Below are 15441 nucleotides of genomic sequence, written 5' to 3'. Positions count from 1 at the left end.
AAAAATAACGTCTTAGTCATTTAAGGAGAAGATCATGCTAACCGTCAAAAATCTAACATTTAGCTATTCAAAAAAACCCTTCATTACAGATATGAATTTTCATGTTAAAAAAGGAGAAATATTTGGTTTCTTAGGCCCCTCCGGTGCAGGGAAAACAACACTGCAAAAGATACTTACGGGACTTTGAATGATATTTTTATGGAGGTAACAGGGAGGACATTGCAATGAGAATTATAAAACTAATACTCGGAGATATTCATTTTCAGTTTAAATATGGATTTTACTTTATTTATATCGTGTTCTGTACCCTGTATGTTTTCTTGCTTTTCATCTTTCCGGAGGCATGGCGTGAAAAAGCAGTAAGCATTATGATTTATTCCGACCCTGCGGCAATGGGACTTTTCTTTATGGGCGCGATTGTGTTGTTAGAAAAAAGTCAAAGGGTATTAAACGCTTTGGCCGTTTCTCCTGTAAAAGTCATAGAGTATATAATATCAAAGATAGTATCTCTAATGCTGATTTCTGTACTGGTGTCTTTGGTACTTGCATTTATGGCAAGGCTTAGAAATATTCCGGAGGTCTTACTTGCAACGGCGCTGACTTCAATGATTTTCACTTTATTGGGCTTAATTGCAGCGGCAAAAATAAACAGTCTGAATCAGTATATCATTATGACTGTTCCGCTGGAGCTTATTTGCTTTGTACCGCCCATCCTGTTCTTGCTTGCCCCATCCGTCATCATGCGGTGGTATCCTTTGAACGGCAGCATTGCATTAATCTCAAATAGCAGCCTGAATCCCCTGTATGATATTTCTATGCTGCTAATTATAATCATTTGCTTATTCATGATTGCTCAACGGACAACCACGAAAATGTGGAGAAGTCTTGGAGGGATTACCTTATGAAAGCGATTTATATTTGCTTTTCGCAGGTGCTGCGACAGTTGAAGCATGATGCTATGCTTATAATAATTGCCTTTGTTCCTCTGCTTGCAGGAATTTTTTTTCGGTTTATTATCCCTGTTATAGAGGAGCTGATAACTGGTTATTTGGGCATAAATGAAGTTCTAGCTCCCTATTATAGGTTGTTTGACTTGTTTCTAATAATTCTAACACCATCCATGTTCAATTACGTTGTTGCCATGGTAATGCTGGAAGAAGCGGACGATCATCTGATTTCCTATTTAGCCGTTACACCTTTGGGGAAAACAGGATATTTGCTGTCAAGATTGGGGGCTATAGGGCTTATTTCATTCCCTGCCAGCATTTTTGTGTCAGCATTTTTCCATCTCTCCCAAGCAAATATGCTGATTCTTACAGGTATTGCACTGGCCGGAACGATTCAAGGTGTTGTCATAGCTCTGCTTATTGTCACTCTATCCACAAATAAGGTGGAAGGTATGGCGGTTGGGAAAATGGTAACGATCTTCAATTTAGGAGCATTTGCTCCATATTTTATAACTGGAAAAATGCAATATATATTATCGCTTTTGCCATCATTTTGGATGGCAAAAGCGATACAATCAAGTAATTATTTCGCATTATTTATTTCAATTTTATTTGCGGTGCTTTGGATTACCCTTCTATCAAGAAAATTTATCCAAAAGTAACTCGTTAGACCATGGGATAATCTTTATCACCGTATAAGGCTATTTCCGTTAGTGTATCATATCTTTTTCCAGTTGCGGGTTATCTGCCGGCATAGCACTTGCAGTCATCACACCGGCCAAAATCGCACGGCGGAATTAGCTCAGACGTATTATCATCAAGGAAGCTCCTGCGGCATTGTTCAGCAGAACGGCAGCGCCTATAATCGATGCAAACATCTGCAGGGCTACGGTAGCTCCTGCTCCCAGGTTAATCTCTATCTCATTGGAGTAGTTCGACAAGGTAACAATCGGATTTATCGTCGATGCCGTATTGGGTGATCCATTGATCAGCAGCCGGGACCCCAATAACAGGCCAAGGGTCGTATTAATATGGTAGGAAATTCGATACAGTCCTGCCGTATTAATTGTAAAAACCGTGTCAGTTCCATTTACCGTAATGTCCGGTGATAATAGCTGCACACTCGGCAGGGGGACATTTGTTGCCCCCAATGCAACACTAATTGTCGAACCTGCAGTATTTACCGCATATCCTGCCGTGGCTGTCAGATTAGGACCGGGGGCTCCTGTCGGGCCTGTCGGTCCGGTAGGGCCGACGCTTCCGACGGGCCCTCCGGCTCCCGTAGGACCTGTGGCTCCTGTCGCTCCGGCAACTCCCGTGGCTCCCGTGGGACCCGTAGGCCCTATACTTCCCAGGGCTCCCGCGGTTCCCGTGGGCCCTGTGGCCCCCGTGCTTCCTGTCGCTCCCGCGGCTCCGTCCGGACCTGTGGCCCCCAGGGCTCCCGCGGCTCCCGTCGGACCTGTGGCTCCGTCCGGACCTGTCGGTCCCAGGGCTCCCGTCGCTCCCGTGGAGCCCTGGGCTCCTGTAGGACCTGTGGCTCCGGTGGCTCCGGCAGCTCCTTCGGCGGGGCCTGTGGCTCCCGTCGCTCCCGTGGCTCCCGTTACCCCCGGAATTACCGGTGCCTGGAGAGCTGCGGCCATCTTGGAATTCAGCATCAACTGGCTTCCAAGAACACTGTCCAGCATATCCTGAACACTTCCATTTACATCCACTACTTCTTCATAGGTTGCATTCCCTCCGGTCAAACCAGGCAGGGACCCCAGTACAAATTGCAGATTTTCCCCCTCCGCATTGAGAATGTGGCTTAATCCAAGCTCCTCATATGCTATGGAGGATATAATCTGATTTATCGCATCCCCTCGGTCAAGAGGGGGGCTGATTGTGGGAAAGCTGGGTTGTGACATATACATTCCCTCCTTCTAGCTTAACCTGACGATCATCAATGAAGCACCTGCGGAACCTCCCAATAAAACCACTGCTCCGGCCAGACCAAATAACTCCAGCGATACGGTATCATTGGCACTAATATCATATAATATTTCATTGGAAAAATTGGACAAACTCAAAACCGGTGTAATAGTAGACTGTACCAGCGGAGTTCCGTTTATAAGCAATCTTGTTCCCAATATCAGGGATACTGCAGTATTGACATGGTAGGATATCCTATAACGCCCCGGTGTTGCGATAGTAAAGGTATCATTGGTTCCATTTACTGTGATTCCTGTAGGCAGTATCTGGTCGTTGGGAAGCGGTACTACGGTTCCGGCAGAAATTATCGTAAGGGATACACCAGTAGTATTGGCTGCAAAGGCCGAAGTATCCGTAACATTGGTACCCGTAGGGCCGGTGGGGCCAGTCGGGCCGGTGGCTCCGGTGGCTCCCGTCGCTCCCGTTGCTCCCGTGTCCCCTGTGGCTCCCGTCGGGCCGGTATCTCCGGTCGGACCCGTGGGACCAATTGCCCCAGTGGCTCCCGTTGCTCCCGTTGCTCCTGCTGCTCCGGTGGCTCCCGTTGCTCCCGTGGGGCCTACAGCTCCTGCCGGACCTACAGCTCCTGTGGCCCCCGTGGCTCCCGTCGGGCCAGTGGCGCCTGCCGGGCCGGTGGCGCCCGCTGCTCCCGTCGCTCCCGTTGCTCCCGTGGCCCCTGTGGCTCCCGTCGGGCCGGTCGGACCGGTAGGGCCTCCGGACGGACCGGTGGCTCCCGTCGCTCCCGTCGCTCCCGTAGGCCCCTGCATCTCTGAGGATGCCAGGGCCGCCTGCATCTTGTTCTTATAAAACAGCTGGTTCTGTGTGATGGTATCCAGCATGGATCTTACGCTGTCATTGGCCGCCAGCACATCATCCACCGTCGCCGGCGGTCCGCTGATACCTGGCAGGGTTCCGATAATATACTGAAGCTTCTCACCTTCCGCGTTAATGATATGGCTTAAACCCAGTTCCTCCATGGCGATAGAGGACAATATCTGATTCACAGCATCTTCCCGTGTGATTGGCGGACTGATTACCGGAAAATTAGGCATAGACATATTAAATACACTTCCTCTCTATAAATAGATCTCTTGGCTGGTTAATTCTATCTCTTCTCCCTTCAGTCTTGCTTTTGCCGGTTCAAATTCCGGATTCCATAAAGCAGATTGACGGTACGCCTCCTGTGCGGCTTCCTGAAATCCCAATTTGGTATAGCATTCTCCCATATAATAATACGCGTAAAAGCTTCCGCTTCCCGCTTTTATGAGATAGCCGGGACTCTCTTCCCCCAGTACAATACAATAAATAAAAGCCTTGATGGCTCTTTCATACTCTTCCCGGCGGTATAAAAGGATGCCCCGCAGAAAATGAAGCTCCACATAATCAGGATACAGCTCCACGGCCTTTTCTATCCCTTGGAAGGCAATCTCTATTCTATCCGACCTTAGCAATATTTCGTATTTTAACCTGTAAATCAGAGCAGGCGGTAACACACCCTGCAGCAGAAACCTTGCAATGGCCTTATCCAGGCTGAGCAAGGCTTCATCCGTCTCCTTCAGCCGATAAAGCTCGGCTGCAATGTGATAATCAAGCCATGGATCTTTACTGCCTTCTTCCTGTTCTCTGACCAGCAGCCGCAGGTTGCGAATTGCCTTCCCCGCTATTGCTTCATCCGAATAACCATAGTGAAGAATTCCGAGAACGCCGCATATCCCTTCTTCCTCCTTATCCAGGTCAAATACCAGCTTTTCATGGATAGAACCTTGAAAATGCAGATTCAATCCGTTACGGAACAGCAGATAATTATAGGAAGTGTAATACTGGCCCTTTATAAGGGACTCGGCTCCGCTTACATGCAGCATTTTTACAGAGTAGACACTCTTTTTCTCTTTTTCCAGGTAATCCTTCAGGCATTCCCCTTCTCTGACCTGTAACTCCATATCAGCATCCATCCACAAAATCCAGTCCGATGATGCCTTCTCTATACTAAAATTGCGCGCTTGCGCAAAATTATCCTTCCATTCAAAATCAAAGACCTTTGCTCCGTATTCCAGACAGATTTCTTTTGTTCGGTCCGAGGAACCGGTATCCGCTATAATGATTTCATCCACTATGTCCCTGGCACTTTCCAGGCAGCGCCTTATATTCTTCTCCTCATCCTTCACGATCATGCACAGGCTGATGGTACTCATGCTTTCATCCTCTCCTATTCTGTAGGTCAATAACATATTATGAGAAATCCCTCCATATTGTTACTAAATTTCCTTCCGTTCATCACCAACTGCCAAAATGCTACATATGATGTAATGAAATACTCAATCTACTCTTCAGGAGTGTGAACTATGATTACCATCAGCTTATGCATGATTGTTAAAAATGAAGAAGCTTCTATTCAACGATGTCTGAATTCCGTCTGCAATGCAGTGGATGAGATTATTATAGTAGATACCGGCTCTGCGGACCGGACCAAAGAACTATGCGCAAGGTACACCGATAAAATATATGATTTCCAATGGATCGACGATTTTTCAGCAGCCCGCAATTATTCCTACAGCTTTGCAACCTGCGACTACATTATGTGGCTGGATGCCGATGACATCCTGCTCCCGGCGGACTGCGCCCAGTTCATGGAGCTAAAGAAAAATCTTGACCCCAATGTCAACGCCGTAATGTTCCGATATCATACCGGAACTGACCTGTGGGGCAATACGGTCTTTTCTTATTACAGGGAACGGCTGTCCAAAAGAGAGTGCGGTTTTCGATGGATGGAGCCTGTCCACGAATACTTAAGTATCGGCGGCACCATTATCAATTCAGAAATTGCTGTCACCCACGGTAAATTTCCGGGAACAGGGCACGCATCGAGAAATCTGGATATCTACGAGGATGCCAGAAGAAAAGGAACCATATTGTCACCCCGCGGTACCTATTATTATGCCCGGGAGCTGAAGGATCATGGCCGGAATGCGGATGCAGTCGTCCAATTCGAGGCCTTTCTGGATTCCGGACTGGGCTGGAAGGAGGATAATATTGCCGCCTGCGGGGAGCTTGCCGAATGCTACCGGAGGCTCGGTCATTCCCAAAAATCACTCCTGGCAATGCTGCGCAGCTTTGCCTATGATCTTCCCCGGGCAGAGCTTTGCTGCAAAATAGGTTACTACTATCAGGAAAAACAGGATTATGAGCGGGCCGCCTTCTGGTTTGACTTTATTCTAAGCCTGAAGGAGCCGTCGGATTCCTGGGGATTCCTGCAGCATGACTGCTGGGGATACATTCCCTTGATTGAATGTGCCGTGTGCTATGACCGTCTGGGAGATTACCAAAAAGCAAACGAATATAATAACCGGGCGCTTCTGCTTAAGCCCGATTCCATATCCGCGTTGAATAATCAAGCATATTTTAAAACCAAGCTAGAAACCCCGTGAAAGGAGTAATTATTATGTCAATGCCCACATTTCCAAATATAAGCCCCGAGATCACAAGGGAAAAAGCGCTTAATATGATTTTGGCCTCCATTGCCTTGGAAGAGCTTGCTTTCAGCCATATCATCAATGCGGAAGGAGAGAAAATTCAATTTATTTTAAACGAATTACAAGAGAATATAGGATCCGGCGATTCCCTTGATAATGTGCTGGCTGTAAATAAAAGCGTAGAATCTTTAATGGATGTTCTGATGCAGAACCAGGTCTTTCTAAAGAATAAAATGGAACGTGTTCTGGATTTCATCGACAGCGGAATCGGTCCCACAGGGCCTACCGGACCTACTGGGGCTACCGGAGCCACCGGGCCGCGAGGAACTACCGGGGCTACTGGTGCTACTGGCGTAGCCGGAGCCGATGGCGCTACTGGGGCCACTGGCGCTACCGGAGCCACTGGTGCTACTGGGGCCACTGGCGCTACCGGCGCTGATGGGGCTACCGGACCTACCGGTGCCGATGGAGTTACCGGCGCTACTGGCGCTACCGGACCTACCGGCGCCACCGGCATTACCGGGGCTACCGGACCTACTGGCGCTACCGGCGCTGATGGTGTTACCGGGGCCACCGGACCTACCGGCGCGACTGGCGCTACTGGTGCCACTGGCGCTACCGGCATCACTGGCGCTACCGGACCTACTGGCGCTACCGGCGCTGATGGCGTTGCCGGCGCTACCGGATCTACCGGGGCCACTGGTGCGACCGGCATTACTGGTGCTACCGGGCCTACTGGCGCTACCGGCGCTGATGGCATTGCCGGAGCTACCGGACCTACTGGCGCTACCGGCGCGACTGGAGCTACTGGTGCCACTGGTGCTGATGGAGCTGCCGGAGCTACCGGGGCCACTGGCGCGACTGGCGCTACTGGAGCCACCGGCATTACCGGAGCCACTGGCGCTACCGGCGCTACCGGAATCACCGGCGCGACTGGAGCCACCGGAGCTACTGGAGCTACCGGGGCCACCGGAACTTGCCCGATCATTCTGGGCGCATTTGAGGAAGCCGACTCCAATTATCTGTGGAGATGCTCGACTCCTTTCCCTTGGGAAGCTGATTTTATAACAGACGGTTGTATTTCCTATGATTCTTCCGATAGCGGCAGAATACGCCTTGCGCCGAACAGATATTATAATATTTCCTTCTGCATTAATATTTGCGCGGGAAATGTAAGACAAAATATTGTTGTATGCCTGACGTTGACTTCGGCCAATGGCGATAAGAGAGACCTGTTCACCTATTATAGCCCGAATAACGCATGTGCCTCAACCCTTACGGTTTCCTCCGGCAATCTCCTGCTATCGACCTATGGATATCAGGAAGATGTATACCTTTCCCTCTGCCTGCTTAACCCCGGTGCCTGCCGGGTCAGAGAGGCTCAGTTATCAATTGTATGCCAGTAATACAGATATCGCTGTTCCGTCTTAAATAGAGAGGCCGCTGCAAAATAGAAGAAATATAACTCCATTTTGCAGCGGCCTCCGTCTATCTTCTAAATCAATATTTCACTCCGCCCAACATAATTCCCTTTACAAAATACTTCTGCAGAAAGGGATAGACAAGCATAATGGGCAGCGTTGCCACCATAATAATGGCATATTTGATGGTTTCAGCAACATTGGCCCTCTCGATATCTCCCATTCCCTGCATCATTTCGGTGCTGTTCTCAATCAGAATATCCCGTAGAATCAATTGCAAAGGATACTTGCTTCTGTCACTGATGAAGGTCATGGCATAAAACCAGCCGTTCCACCGGTCAACTCCGTAGTACAGGACCATTACGGCAATGACCGGAAGGGAGAGCGGCAAGGTGATGTTGAAAAGAATTCTAAAATCATTGGCCCCGTCAATCTTTGCTGATTCTTCCAGACTCTCGGAAATGGAAGCAAAACGTGTTTTCATGATAGAGGATAAGGCCGCTGCGGCGGAATTGTATTCCATACTCCAAGGTAGGTGTCGTTGACGCATTCGAAAGCATCTTCGTTATTCCTTAGTACATTCATAGCAAATCTAAATACTAACTTTTCATATTTTGCCGACAATTCCATAACCGCTTGCTGGGAACGTTCAAAGAACAAATCGATAATTTTACTATCTTCCATTACCATCACCCCCGTATAATATATTTATAATTTGACGGATGCAGCTTTTCTGCTTATTTAGGTTAGATCTTTCTGTTCGGTTACTAATTAACTACCCTTTTATAATGATATCTTACACCCTAATTTTTTTCTATTACATTTTCCATACGGTTTTTTACCATAACATTAAATTCTACAGTTACTTCTTAAATTAGTTCTTTACAGGAGAAAACAACAATTCTATAATATATCTAAACGATATATCGAACGGAGTGATGATGTTATGTTGGAATACTTAATCTTAGGTATGGTTTTTAGTGACGATTTAACAGGTTATGATATTAAAAAGTCTATAGAAAATGGGATAGGCACATTTTATAAAGCAAGCTTTGGAAGTATCTACCCCGCACTGAGAAAATTGACGGATAAGGACTGCCTGATTATGTATGATAAACCGCAGGGTGGCAGGCAGAAAAAATTCTATCGTATTACCGAAGATGGGAAAAGGTTCTTTAATGAATGGCTTACTTCATCCATGAATGTGATGGATGGCGCCAATACCCACCTGGCAAAAGTGTATTTTTTCGACAAGCTCCCTGCCGATCTGCGCAGCTTCTGGAGCATGAGATCAATAATATCAATTACCTTCGCAAATTGCAGTACTTAGAAAAGGAGTTTGAGAATCTGGAGAATAAAGAGGAATGCTACTATAAGTTATCCACGCTTTATTATGGAATCTGTGTCACACAGGAATCCATCCGATGGTGTCAGCACATCCGGGCCGGAAAGCCATTAACATCCTTGGCGGGGAGGGATTATTTTGCTTAAAAAATCTCCCAGCGGAAGCCTGTGTCCATACTATTACAAAGGCGGCGAATTACATCCGCTGCACTACGGCAGCTATCGGGATAATCTGGGCAGGTTATCCGAAATAATAGACGCAGAAGAAAAGTTTATCTTATCTTCTTCCTTGCGCGGAAGGTATGTATGGATCGATTTATACGAAACAAATTTCACAGACAGCATGATCCTAAAGCTGTCGCAGCATATTATTCATATCAGTCCGAGGGTTTCAAAAATGGCCCTTGTCGGATGCTCAAAAAAGGTGTTCAAAAAAATAATTGGACATCTGCGGGAAGCAAAATGCGGTTTGGCAGAGACAATCCGATATTTTGACGACCCGGAGATATCAAAAGATTGGCTTGTTGGAAAAGAGTATTCTAAAGATTAAGAAGGGTGCGCAAAAAAATTTTTAAAAACCCAATATATTTTCCTTCTCCAGCGTTTCTATTTTATAGAGGAAAGGAGGTCCCGCAAATGTGAACATGACAAATCACGATATAGACCATCTGATTACGAGAATTGCCCAAGGGGATGACGGGGCGCTGGAAGCTCTGTATAACGGGATGAAACGGCCCGTATACTTTTATGCGCTGCAATTATCCGGGAGTCAGAATATTGCAGAGGATGCGATGCAGGATACTTTCATTTCCATCATGAGCCATTGCGGGTCATATCAGGCCAAAGGGAATGGACGCGCATGGTTCATGACGATCACCAGAAACAAAGTATTTGATTTGCTAAGAAAGCAGAAACATTTCTCCGCAATGGAAGAGGCTGGCTGCTGCAAAGCATACTTTGTATTGCGGTATCGTTAGCTTTTAAAAAACAGCCTCTCAAACAAAACAGCAACTCCAAGGAAAAGCGCGGCAATTATCAGCATTCCGAAAATCATTATCACTACGGAGATTACCTTCTGTGTTCTTGTGCTGACTGCTTTATTTTTCGCTTTCCGGCTCTCAACCCAGCTTTCAAGTAAAACGGTATAAATAATCTCAAAAATAATTTCCATATCACTTTTCCACTTTCTCTGTTTTGCAGAAACATAAGATTATTATTTACGAATTAAGAAAAACAAATTCGTGCTTTTCAATTATTCGGTTTTACCGCCTGGGGTCAACCTGGAGCTGTTCACAAAAAAATATTATTTCTTTGATTTCCTTGCAGGAACAACAAATAGGGACAGAGCATGTTTTACACTCTGTCCCCCGGCTATGGGCTTTTCTGCCGCGGAGGCTAAATCAATCCTCCAGATTGGCAGTGACCACTGTCTGACCTATTTCATTATTGCTGACGGTGACTACTATCGTCTTAGTGACTATGTTTCCCTGTCTGTCTGTGATAGTTATATGGATATTGTCGCTTAATTTATCCACCGGATAACCGTCCAGCAGAATATGCCCGTTGGCGCTGGAATTCCCCGCTGCCGCTTTCAGTTTATCCTCCTCCGTAGCGTATTTCACATCAATTCCCACGCCTTGAAAATGAGAGAAATTATCCGCGCTGGCCCACTCATACAGATTCCGCGCCTCCCAGCGGTACCATATTTCATCATATGCATCAAAGTCTTGCGGAAATGTCAGCTCACAGGCTTTGTCATAGAGCAGCTCGGGGTAAAATATAGATTGCTGCGTCTCTTCATCAAACTTTTGGTACACCTCCGGATTCCAGTATTTTTCCTGCTGGGTTTTCGTCCAGTCGACCACATACAGAAATTCATTTTCACAGGAAACCTCAATTTTGGCGATGTCCTTACCTTCAATGTAAAATTCCAGTCCGGGCCTGGCATTTATGTTGCTGACGGAAGTACTCCCATCCTTTGCATTATGATCATTCGTCAGCTTCACCTTGCTGTCAACATCGGGACTGCCGACGGATAATGCAAGAGCCACGGTTTCCTTACCCGGGGGAAAGATAAATACAACCGCAAATACCAGAGCAAGGCAGGCAGCTGCCGCACTGATCCACAGGCTCCTCCGGGTCTTTCTCCCCTTCCCTGCCGGACGCTCTGACCGTCCCTGCGTCTCTATCTCTCTGAGCATCCGCATTTTCTGTTCCTGATCGGGCTTCATGCGTTCAAAGGCTTCGTTCAGTTCCTTTTTATTCATAATAATCATCTCCTAACTCCATTTTAAGGCGTTGTTTTGCGGTTCTGATGCGGCTCTTTACGGTATTCAGGTTAAGCCCCAGCATAGAGGATATCTCCGCCAGCTTATACCCCTCATAATAATGAAGATACAGAACAAGCCTCATCTCCGGCCGGAGCCTCATCAGCGCATCTGTTACAAATCCTGCATTGCTTTTATCCGAAGCAGCTGCCTCTGTTGTCTCATCGAGTGCGACAACCTTCTTACGCCACCATTGCCGGTGAATATCCTTGCACTGATTTCTTGCGGTTGTGATGAGCCAGGCTTTTTCGTGTTCTTCATCAGCAAACGGTGTCTGGTCCCTCATCAGCTTTATAAAGGCCGCCTGTGTGGCATCCTCGGCATCCGCCAGGTTCCCCGTCAGAGAATAGCAGACACGGTAAACCGTCTCGGCATGGCGGTTATAAATTGCCTGTACCTCTTCTCCTGCCCGTGTGACAGGAGGATTCGGGCAATTCTTTTGTCCCTCGCTCGCGCGCAGCAAGGACACATTTTCCATAAGGTTCAACCCCCTTTCACTGATAACACGATTGTAAAACGGAAAAGGTTTTAGCAGTTCATAATTCAGTTCATAATTTTTTTCATGCCTCTTCATCAAAAAAAGCATCCAGTTTCATTCCGAATGCTTTTTACTCTTCTTATAACAAATTACGATATTCTCGTCTCCCATCCATAATAGCATATATCGTAACAAGTTTATCTGTCTCATTTATCCTATAAAACACAAGATGCCTTTCAACAATTACCACTCTATAGCCTTGCTTCTTTAAAATTGAATATCTGGGAACACTTCCTGACTCAGGAAATTCCTGCAGGTGACTGATTGCTTTTTCAATCTTATTCAAATATCCCAGCGCAATATCAATACTGCCAGAATCATCTGCAATATAAAATATAATTTCACGGAGTTGCTCTTCCGCTTTATCCGTTCGTAATAGCTTATATTTCATCCATTCTTCCTCTCTAACAAGGATGCACGAAGATCATCAAAGGAATCCTGCATTGGTGCCACACGGCCATGTTTCACATCATCTTCCGCCTCTGCAAGTGTTCTGAGTAGTTCCAGCTCATATTTCATCTGATAGTAATCCTGTAACCCCAGAACTACGGTATCGCCCCGTCCGTTTACGGTAATAATAACCGCATCCCTTGATTCCTTGCACTGTTTAGCGATTTCATTGTAATGATTCCTTAAATCTGCCGACGGTCTGATTTTTGGTTCCATATTATCACCTCATCTCAATTCTATATAGACATATAATATCATAATATGTCTATATATTCAACCGCTTATTCACAGCTTTAATTCATATATACCCTCGGCACCCTGCTTCCGATGCCTGTCAATATCTCATAATTAATAGTCCCCAGCTTCTCTGCCAGCTCCGTCGCAGTGATGGTTTCTCCTCCCTGGGTCCCGATGAGCACCGCCTCATCGCCCCGATAGCCTTCTCCATCCCTGCCCAGGGATACTACGGTATGATCCATACTGATATTTCCCACCACCGGATATCTGCGTCCATGGATCAGCACCTCGCTTTTGTTGGAGAATCCCCGAAGATAGCCGTCGCCATAACCGATGAGAAGGGTAACGGCTCTCGTATCCTCCTCCGAGACCCAGGTTCTCCCATAGCCCACGGAGGTCCCGCCTAACACCACCTTAAAATAAGTGATCTTCGCCCGCAGGGAAAGCGCCGGCAGCAGCTTTGCTTCCCTTTCCGTATAATCCGACGGATGGTAGCCGTACAGCATAATTCCCGGTCTTACTGCATCCAGGTGGCTTTCCGGCAGCCTCAGTATGCCCGCACTGTTGGCAATATGAAACATGGGAGGCTCGATATCATGTCTCTCATAAAAACGGATTGCCTCCAGAAACCGCTCCAGCTGCAGATGCGTAAAATCCAAATTCTCATCATCCGCCGTTGCAAAATGGGAAAACACCCCCACTATATCGCAATATTTTGAACGGGAGGCCGCCTCCAGAAACTTGGGGGCCGAGGTATCCCGTACTCCTACTCTCATCATACCCGTGTCAATCTGCAGATGGATTCTCGCACGCTTTCCCAACGCCCTGGCGGTCTCCTCCACCTCCTCCAGTCCTGTGACCGAAGAAACGGTAAGGTCAATATCATGCTGCAGATACTCCTTAATCTGCGGCTTTAAAAATGCCCCGGTAACAAGGATGGAGGCCGTAATCCCCGCATTTCTCAGAAGGACCCCTTCCTCCACGAATGCAACGCCAAGATAATCCGCACCCTGGGAAATCAGGTGCTCCGACACCCGGACTATCCCATGTCCGTAGGCGTTGGCCTTCACCATAGCAATTATTTTCTTTCCGGGAGCCTTCTGTTTTACGACCCCCAGATTATGGCTGATGCAGCCGAGATCTACAATTGCCGCCGCACGGTCATATAAATCAGAAATATTCGTCATCACAATTCAACCTCTCATCCAGCACATTCTCTGTTGTATTAATCCAATGCTTGTACTACATTATAGTCCAAATCAAAATACAAGTAAATATTTTTTGGTCAGATTGCAAGGAAATCGGTAAGAGTTCGGCCTGCGCCATGTCCCCCACCCTGCCGCAGGCCGAACTCTTACCGAAGCCTATTGTTCCGGCAAAACTTTTTCTATCCGGTACTGGGAATTGATCACCAGCCACATCTGTGTAAAATAGCTCATGATATTCCAGATCCCGGCTCCCTGAATGCCATATTTCGGAACGAAGCCCACCAGGGAGTCGATGCTTCTGGCATCGCTGAACCATACGATATGCCGAACCATCCTTCCTTCATCCCGGGCCATATATTCAAAGTACGGAGCCTGGGCGCTTTCTTCAAATTCTATCGTAGATTCTGTCTGTACCGCCAGCTCGATTGCCGCGTCATTGGTCAGGGAATTAGCCCGTGTCATCCCCAGGACATAAGGCTCCTGCCAGTTATAGCCTATCACGGAGATACCCGCAAATATTTTCTTCGGCGGCACCATGGTAACCGCATCCTGAAGCAGGAGGTCCGTCAGATAGGCCGAAGTAACAGCTGCAGGCGGTCCGGACTGCGATCCCCAGCCGTAGGATAGAATCTGTATATAGTCCGCCACTCTTCCCAAGCCTGTGTAGTCGATCTGCTCAAAAGATATCTCACTGGAATTCACGATGATTCTCGGTGTCAAGGTAAGGAACAGCTTATATCCCTCCGCTTTTAACCTCAGGGATAATTTTGTTATGAAGTTCTCATAGTCCTCTCTGTTCATCTGGGTCAGATTTGCAAGGGATATATTTAGTCCATAATAGCCCTTTTCATTTAATATCCTCAGAACAGCTTCAATATGGAGCTCCAGGTTATTTTCATCATACAGGACGCTGTTGACCACCTCAATATTGCTGATTCCCTGATAGGTTAAAGAGGATAGGGACATCAACGGTGCAACTCCGAAGCTCTTGGCCATGGCTATGATATCCGTATCATCGCTTCCTTCAATTTCTCCCGCCTGGACTGTCCGATAATTAAATATGGTCAGATAGGTCAGAAATGGGAGGGTTTTTCTGAGGGTATCCCTGTTTATGAACGGGTAGGCATACGCATTAATCGAGATTCTATCCTTCGTATCATAGCGTATGACAATGATCTCCCCCTGGTAGATCATTGTCCGGTCCACTAAAAACGGATTATTTCTCAACAGCTGCATGACAGGAATCTGGAAGTCTTCCGCTATGCTTTCCACCGTATCGCCTTCCTGCGCGATATAGACCTGTGCCGGATATGCGATTACAATGGTCTGCCCAACCACCAAATGATCCGGATTGATCAGTCCGTTATCCTCCACCAGCCTTGTTACCGATACATTGTAATCTGCCGCAATGGTATAAATAGTTTCCCTCGGTTTTACAACATGTATTATCATAACTGTCCTCATATTAAGACGCTGCAAAATGATACGAAGAAATACGGCCACACAGGCCTGCCTCCTCCCATTTTACAGCGCT

Annotated in this window: 20 protein-coding genes and 1 pseudogene; 9 read left to right on the top strand and 12 right to left on the bottom strand. The window is 47.0% G+C overall.

The window, feature by feature from the left end:
• Window positions 1-34: 34 nt before the first annotated feature.
• The 3 genes and pseudogenes from HNQ56_RS02820 to HNQ56_RS02810 form a co-directional block, all read left to right on the top strand.
• Window positions 35-184: pseudogene (locus HNQ56_RS02820) on the top strand (ATP-binding cassette domain-containing protein); the annotation flags it as partial.
• 40 nt (window positions 185-224) lie between these two features.
• Complete coding sequence (locus tag HNQ56_RS02815) at window positions 225-905, top strand: fluoroquinolone export ABC transporter permease subunit (protein ID WP_429142556.1); 681 nt, start codon at window positions 225-227, stop codon at window positions 903-905.
• Window positions 902-1609 (top strand): ABC transporter permease, encoded by a 708-nt coding sequence (locus HNQ56_RS02810; protein ID WP_429142553.1) that lies wholly within the window; start codon window positions 902-904, stop codon window positions 1607-1609. Before HNQ56_RS02815 ends, HNQ56_RS02810 begins: the two co-directional genes overlap by 4 nt.
• A gap of 135 nt (window positions 1610-1744) precedes the next feature.
• Here HNQ56_RS02810 and HNQ56_RS02805 read toward each other — a convergent pair whose 3' ends face one another.
• The 3 genes from HNQ56_RS02805 to HNQ56_RS02795 are packed head-to-tail and all read right to left on the bottom strand — an operon-like array spanning window position 1745 to window position 5140.
• Entirely contained in the window at window positions 1745-2851 is a 1107-nt protein-coding gene (locus HNQ56_RS02805) for a BclA C-terminal domain-containing protein (protein WP_429142550.1), read from the bottom strand.
• A 15-nt stretch (window positions 2852-2866) separates the two neighbouring features.
• Window positions 2867-3964: a BclA C-terminal domain-containing protein gene (locus HNQ56_RS02800; RefSeq protein WP_429142547.1), complete on the bottom strand. Its 1098-nt coding sequence runs from the start codon at window positions 3962-3964 to the stop codon at window positions 2867-2869.
• Between the two features lie 24 nt (window positions 3965-3988).
• Window positions 3989-5140 (bottom strand): glycosyltransferase family 2 protein, encoded by a 1152-nt coding sequence (locus tag HNQ56_RS02795; RefSeq protein ID WP_429142545.1) that lies wholly within the window; start codon window positions 5138-5140, stop codon window positions 3989-3991.
• Between the two features lie 114 nt (window positions 5141-5254).
• Here HNQ56_RS02795 and HNQ56_RS02790 point away from each other — a divergent pair, with 114 nt between their 5' ends.
• Window positions 5255-6337, top strand: a complete 1083-nt coding sequence (locus HNQ56_RS02790) for a glycosyltransferase (RefSeq protein ID WP_429142542.1) — start codon at window positions 5255-5257, stop codon at window positions 6335-6337.
• Window positions 6338-6351: 14 nt separating this feature from the next.
• Entirely contained in the window at window positions 6352-7788 is a 1437-nt protein-coding gene (locus tag HNQ56_RS02785) for an alpha-helical endospore appendage domain-containing protein (RefSeq protein WP_429142540.1), read from the top strand.
• 94 nt (window positions 7789-7882) lie between these two features.
• On the opposite strand, the gene HNQ56_RS02780 is transcribed toward HNQ56_RS02785, so the two are convergent.
• Both HNQ56_RS02780 and HNQ56_RS02775 read right to left on the bottom strand, forming a co-directional pair.
• Window positions 7883-8287 (bottom strand): carbohydrate ABC transporter permease, encoded by a 405-nt coding sequence (locus HNQ56_RS02780; protein ID WP_429142538.1) that lies wholly within the window; start codon window positions 8285-8287, stop codon window positions 7883-7885.
• The gene (locus tag HNQ56_RS02775) at window positions 8284-8487 is read right to left on the bottom strand and encodes an RNA polymerase sigma factor (protein WP_429142536.1); all 204 of its coding nucleotides are present in this window, start codon (window positions 8485-8487) and stop codon (window positions 8284-8286) included. The genes HNQ56_RS02780 and HNQ56_RS02775 overlap by 4 nt, the downstream gene beginning before the upstream one ends.
• A gap of 262 nt (window positions 8488-8749) precedes the next feature.
• Between HNQ56_RS02775 and HNQ56_RS02770 the strand changes: the two genes are divergently transcribed.
• From HNQ56_RS02770 to HNQ56_RS02755, 4 genes are all read left to right on the top strand, one after another.
• On the top strand, window positions 8750-9133 hold the full coding sequence (locus HNQ56_RS02770; RefSeq protein WP_429142534.1) for a PadR family transcriptional regulator: 384 nt from the start codon (window positions 8750-8752) through the stop codon (window positions 9131-9133).
• Window positions 9121-9294 (top strand): hypothetical protein, encoded by a 174-nt coding sequence (locus HNQ56_RS02765; protein WP_429142531.1) that lies wholly within the window; start codon window positions 9121-9123, stop codon window positions 9292-9294. Before HNQ56_RS02770 ends, HNQ56_RS02765 begins: the two co-directional genes overlap by 13 nt.
• Window positions 9287-9697, top strand: a complete 411-nt coding sequence (locus HNQ56_RS02760) for a hypothetical protein (RefSeq protein WP_429142528.1) — start codon at window positions 9287-9289, stop codon at window positions 9695-9697. Before HNQ56_RS02765 ends, HNQ56_RS02760 begins: the two co-directional genes overlap by 8 nt.
• 94 nt (window positions 9698-9791) lie before the next feature.
• Window positions 9792-10124, top strand: a complete 333-nt coding sequence (locus tag HNQ56_RS02755) for an RNA polymerase sigma factor (protein ID WP_429143008.1) — start codon at window positions 9792-9794, stop codon at window positions 10122-10124.
• On the opposite strand, the gene HNQ56_RS02750 is transcribed toward HNQ56_RS02755, so the two are convergent.
• From HNQ56_RS02750 to HNQ56_RS02720, 7 genes are all read right to left on the bottom strand, one after another.
• Complete coding sequence (locus tag HNQ56_RS02750) at window positions 10121-10318, bottom strand: hypothetical protein (protein WP_429142525.1); 198 nt, start codon at window positions 10316-10318, stop codon at window positions 10121-10123. The two genes, HNQ56_RS02755 and HNQ56_RS02750, sit on opposite strands and share 4 nt — an antisense overlap.
• A gap of 229 nt (window positions 10319-10547) precedes the next feature.
• Entirely contained in the window at window positions 10548-11414 is an 867-nt protein-coding gene (locus HNQ56_RS02745; RefSeq protein ID WP_429142522.1) for a hypothetical protein, read from the bottom strand.
• Window positions 11407-11952, bottom strand: a complete 546-nt coding sequence (locus HNQ56_RS02740; protein ID WP_429142519.1) for an RNA polymerase sigma factor — start codon at window positions 11950-11952, stop codon at window positions 11407-11409. Before HNQ56_RS02740 ends, HNQ56_RS02745 begins: the two co-directional genes overlap by 8 nt.
• Before the next feature lie 139 nt (window positions 11953-12091).
• The gene (locus HNQ56_RS02735; protein ID WP_429142517.1) at window positions 12092-12403 is read right to left on the bottom strand and encodes a type II toxin-antitoxin system RelE/ParE family toxin; all 312 of its coding nucleotides are present in this window, start codon (window positions 12401-12403) and stop codon (window positions 12092-12094) included.
• Window positions 12400-12678 carry a type II toxin-antitoxin system Phd/YefM family antitoxin gene (locus HNQ56_RS02730; RefSeq protein ID WP_429142514.1) on the bottom strand — a complete coding sequence of 93 codons (279 nt, stop codon included), beginning with the start codon at window positions 12676-12678 and terminating at the stop codon, window positions 12400-12402. The genes HNQ56_RS02735 and HNQ56_RS02730 overlap by 4 nt, the downstream gene beginning before the upstream one ends.
• A gap of 77 nt (window positions 12679-12755) precedes the next feature.
• Entirely contained in the window at window positions 12756-13886 is a 1131-nt protein-coding gene (alr, locus tag HNQ56_RS02725) for an alanine racemase (RefSeq protein WP_429143006.1), read from the bottom strand.
• A 177-nt stretch (window positions 13887-14063) separates the two neighbouring features.
• Window positions 14064-15359: a LysM peptidoglycan-binding domain-containing protein gene (locus HNQ56_RS02720; protein ID WP_429142511.1), complete on the bottom strand. Its 1296-nt coding sequence runs from the start codon at window positions 15357-15359 to the stop codon at window positions 14064-14066.
• Window positions 15360-15441 lie beyond the last annotated feature (82 nt).

The organism is Anaerotaenia torta (genome assembly GCF_050433395.1).
Taxonomy (GTDB): domain Bacteria; phylum Bacillota; class Clostridia; order Lachnospirales; family Lachnospiraceae; genus Mobilitalea; species Mobilitalea torta.
The sequence above is the reverse complement of the archived record's forward strand: the minus strand, read 5'-3'. Positions and strand labels throughout refer to the sequence as shown.

Bases quoted from the DNA above. Each gene is read 5' to 3' on its own strand.
- HNQ56_RS02815 (WP_429142556.1), top strand. From the start codon at position 225: ATGAGAATTATAAAACTAATACTCGGAGATATTCATTTTCAGTTTAAA.
- HNQ56_RS02810 (WP_429142553.1), top strand. From the start codon at position 902: ATGAAAGCGATTTATATTTGCTTTTCGCAGGTGCTGCGACAGTTGAAG.
- HNQ56_RS02805 (WP_429142550.1), bottom strand. From the start codon at position 2,851: ATGTCACAACCCAGCTTTCCCACAATCAGCCCCCCTCTTGACCGAGGG.
- HNQ56_RS02800 (WP_429142547.1), bottom strand. From the start codon at position 3,964: ATGCCTAATTTTCCGGTAATCAGTCCGCCAATCACACGGGAAGATGCT.
- HNQ56_RS02795 (WP_429142545.1), bottom strand. From the start codon at position 5,140: ATGTTATTGACCTACAGAATAGGAGAGGATGAAAGCATGAGTACCATC.
- HNQ56_RS02790 (WP_429142542.1), top strand. From the start codon at position 5,255: ATGATTACCATCAGCTTATGCATGATTGTTAAAAATGAAGAAGCTTCT.
- HNQ56_RS02785 (WP_429142540.1), top strand. From the start codon at position 6,352: ATGTCAATGCCCACATTTCCAAATATAAGCCCCGAGATCACAAGGGAA.
- HNQ56_RS02780 (WP_429142538.1), bottom strand. From the start codon at position 8,287: ATGAAAACACGTTTTGCTTCCATTTCCGAGAGTCTGGAAGAATCAGCA.
- HNQ56_RS02775 (WP_429142536.1), bottom strand. From the start codon at position 8,487: ATGGAAGATAGTAAAATTATCGATTTGTTCTTTGAACGTTCCCAGCAA.
- HNQ56_RS02770 (WP_429142534.1), top strand. From the start codon at position 8,750: ATGTTGGAATACTTAATCTTAGGTATGGTTTTTAGTGACGATTTAACA.
- HNQ56_RS02755 (WP_429143008.1), top strand. From the start codon at position 9,792: ATGACAAATCACGATATAGACCATCTGATTACGAGAATTGCCCAAGGG.
- HNQ56_RS02750 (WP_429142525.1), bottom strand. From the start codon at position 10,318: ATGGAAATTATTTTTGAGATTATTTATACCGTTTTACTTGAAAGCTGG.
- HNQ56_RS02745 (WP_429142522.1), bottom strand. From the start codon at position 11,414: ATGAATAAAAAGGAACTGAACGAAGCCTTTGAACGCATGAAGCCCGAT.
- HNQ56_RS02740 (WP_429142519.1), bottom strand. From the start codon at position 11,952: ATGGAAAATGTGTCCTTGCTGCGCGCGAGCGAGGGACAAAAGAATTGC.
- HNQ56_RS02735 (WP_429142517.1), bottom strand. From the start codon at position 12,403: ATGAAATATAAGCTATTACGAACGGATAAAGCGGAAGAGCAACTCCGT.
- HNQ56_RS02730 (WP_429142514.1), bottom strand. From the start codon at position 12,678: ATGGAACCAAAAATCAGACCGTCGGCAGATTTAAGGAATCATTACAAT.
- alr (WP_429143006.1), bottom strand. From the start codon at position 13,886: ATGACGAATATTTCTGATTTATATGACCGTGCGGCGGCAATTGTAGAT.
- HNQ56_RS02720 (WP_429142511.1), bottom strand. From the start codon at position 15,359: ATGATAATACATGTTGTAAAACCGAGGGAAACTATTTATACCATTGCG.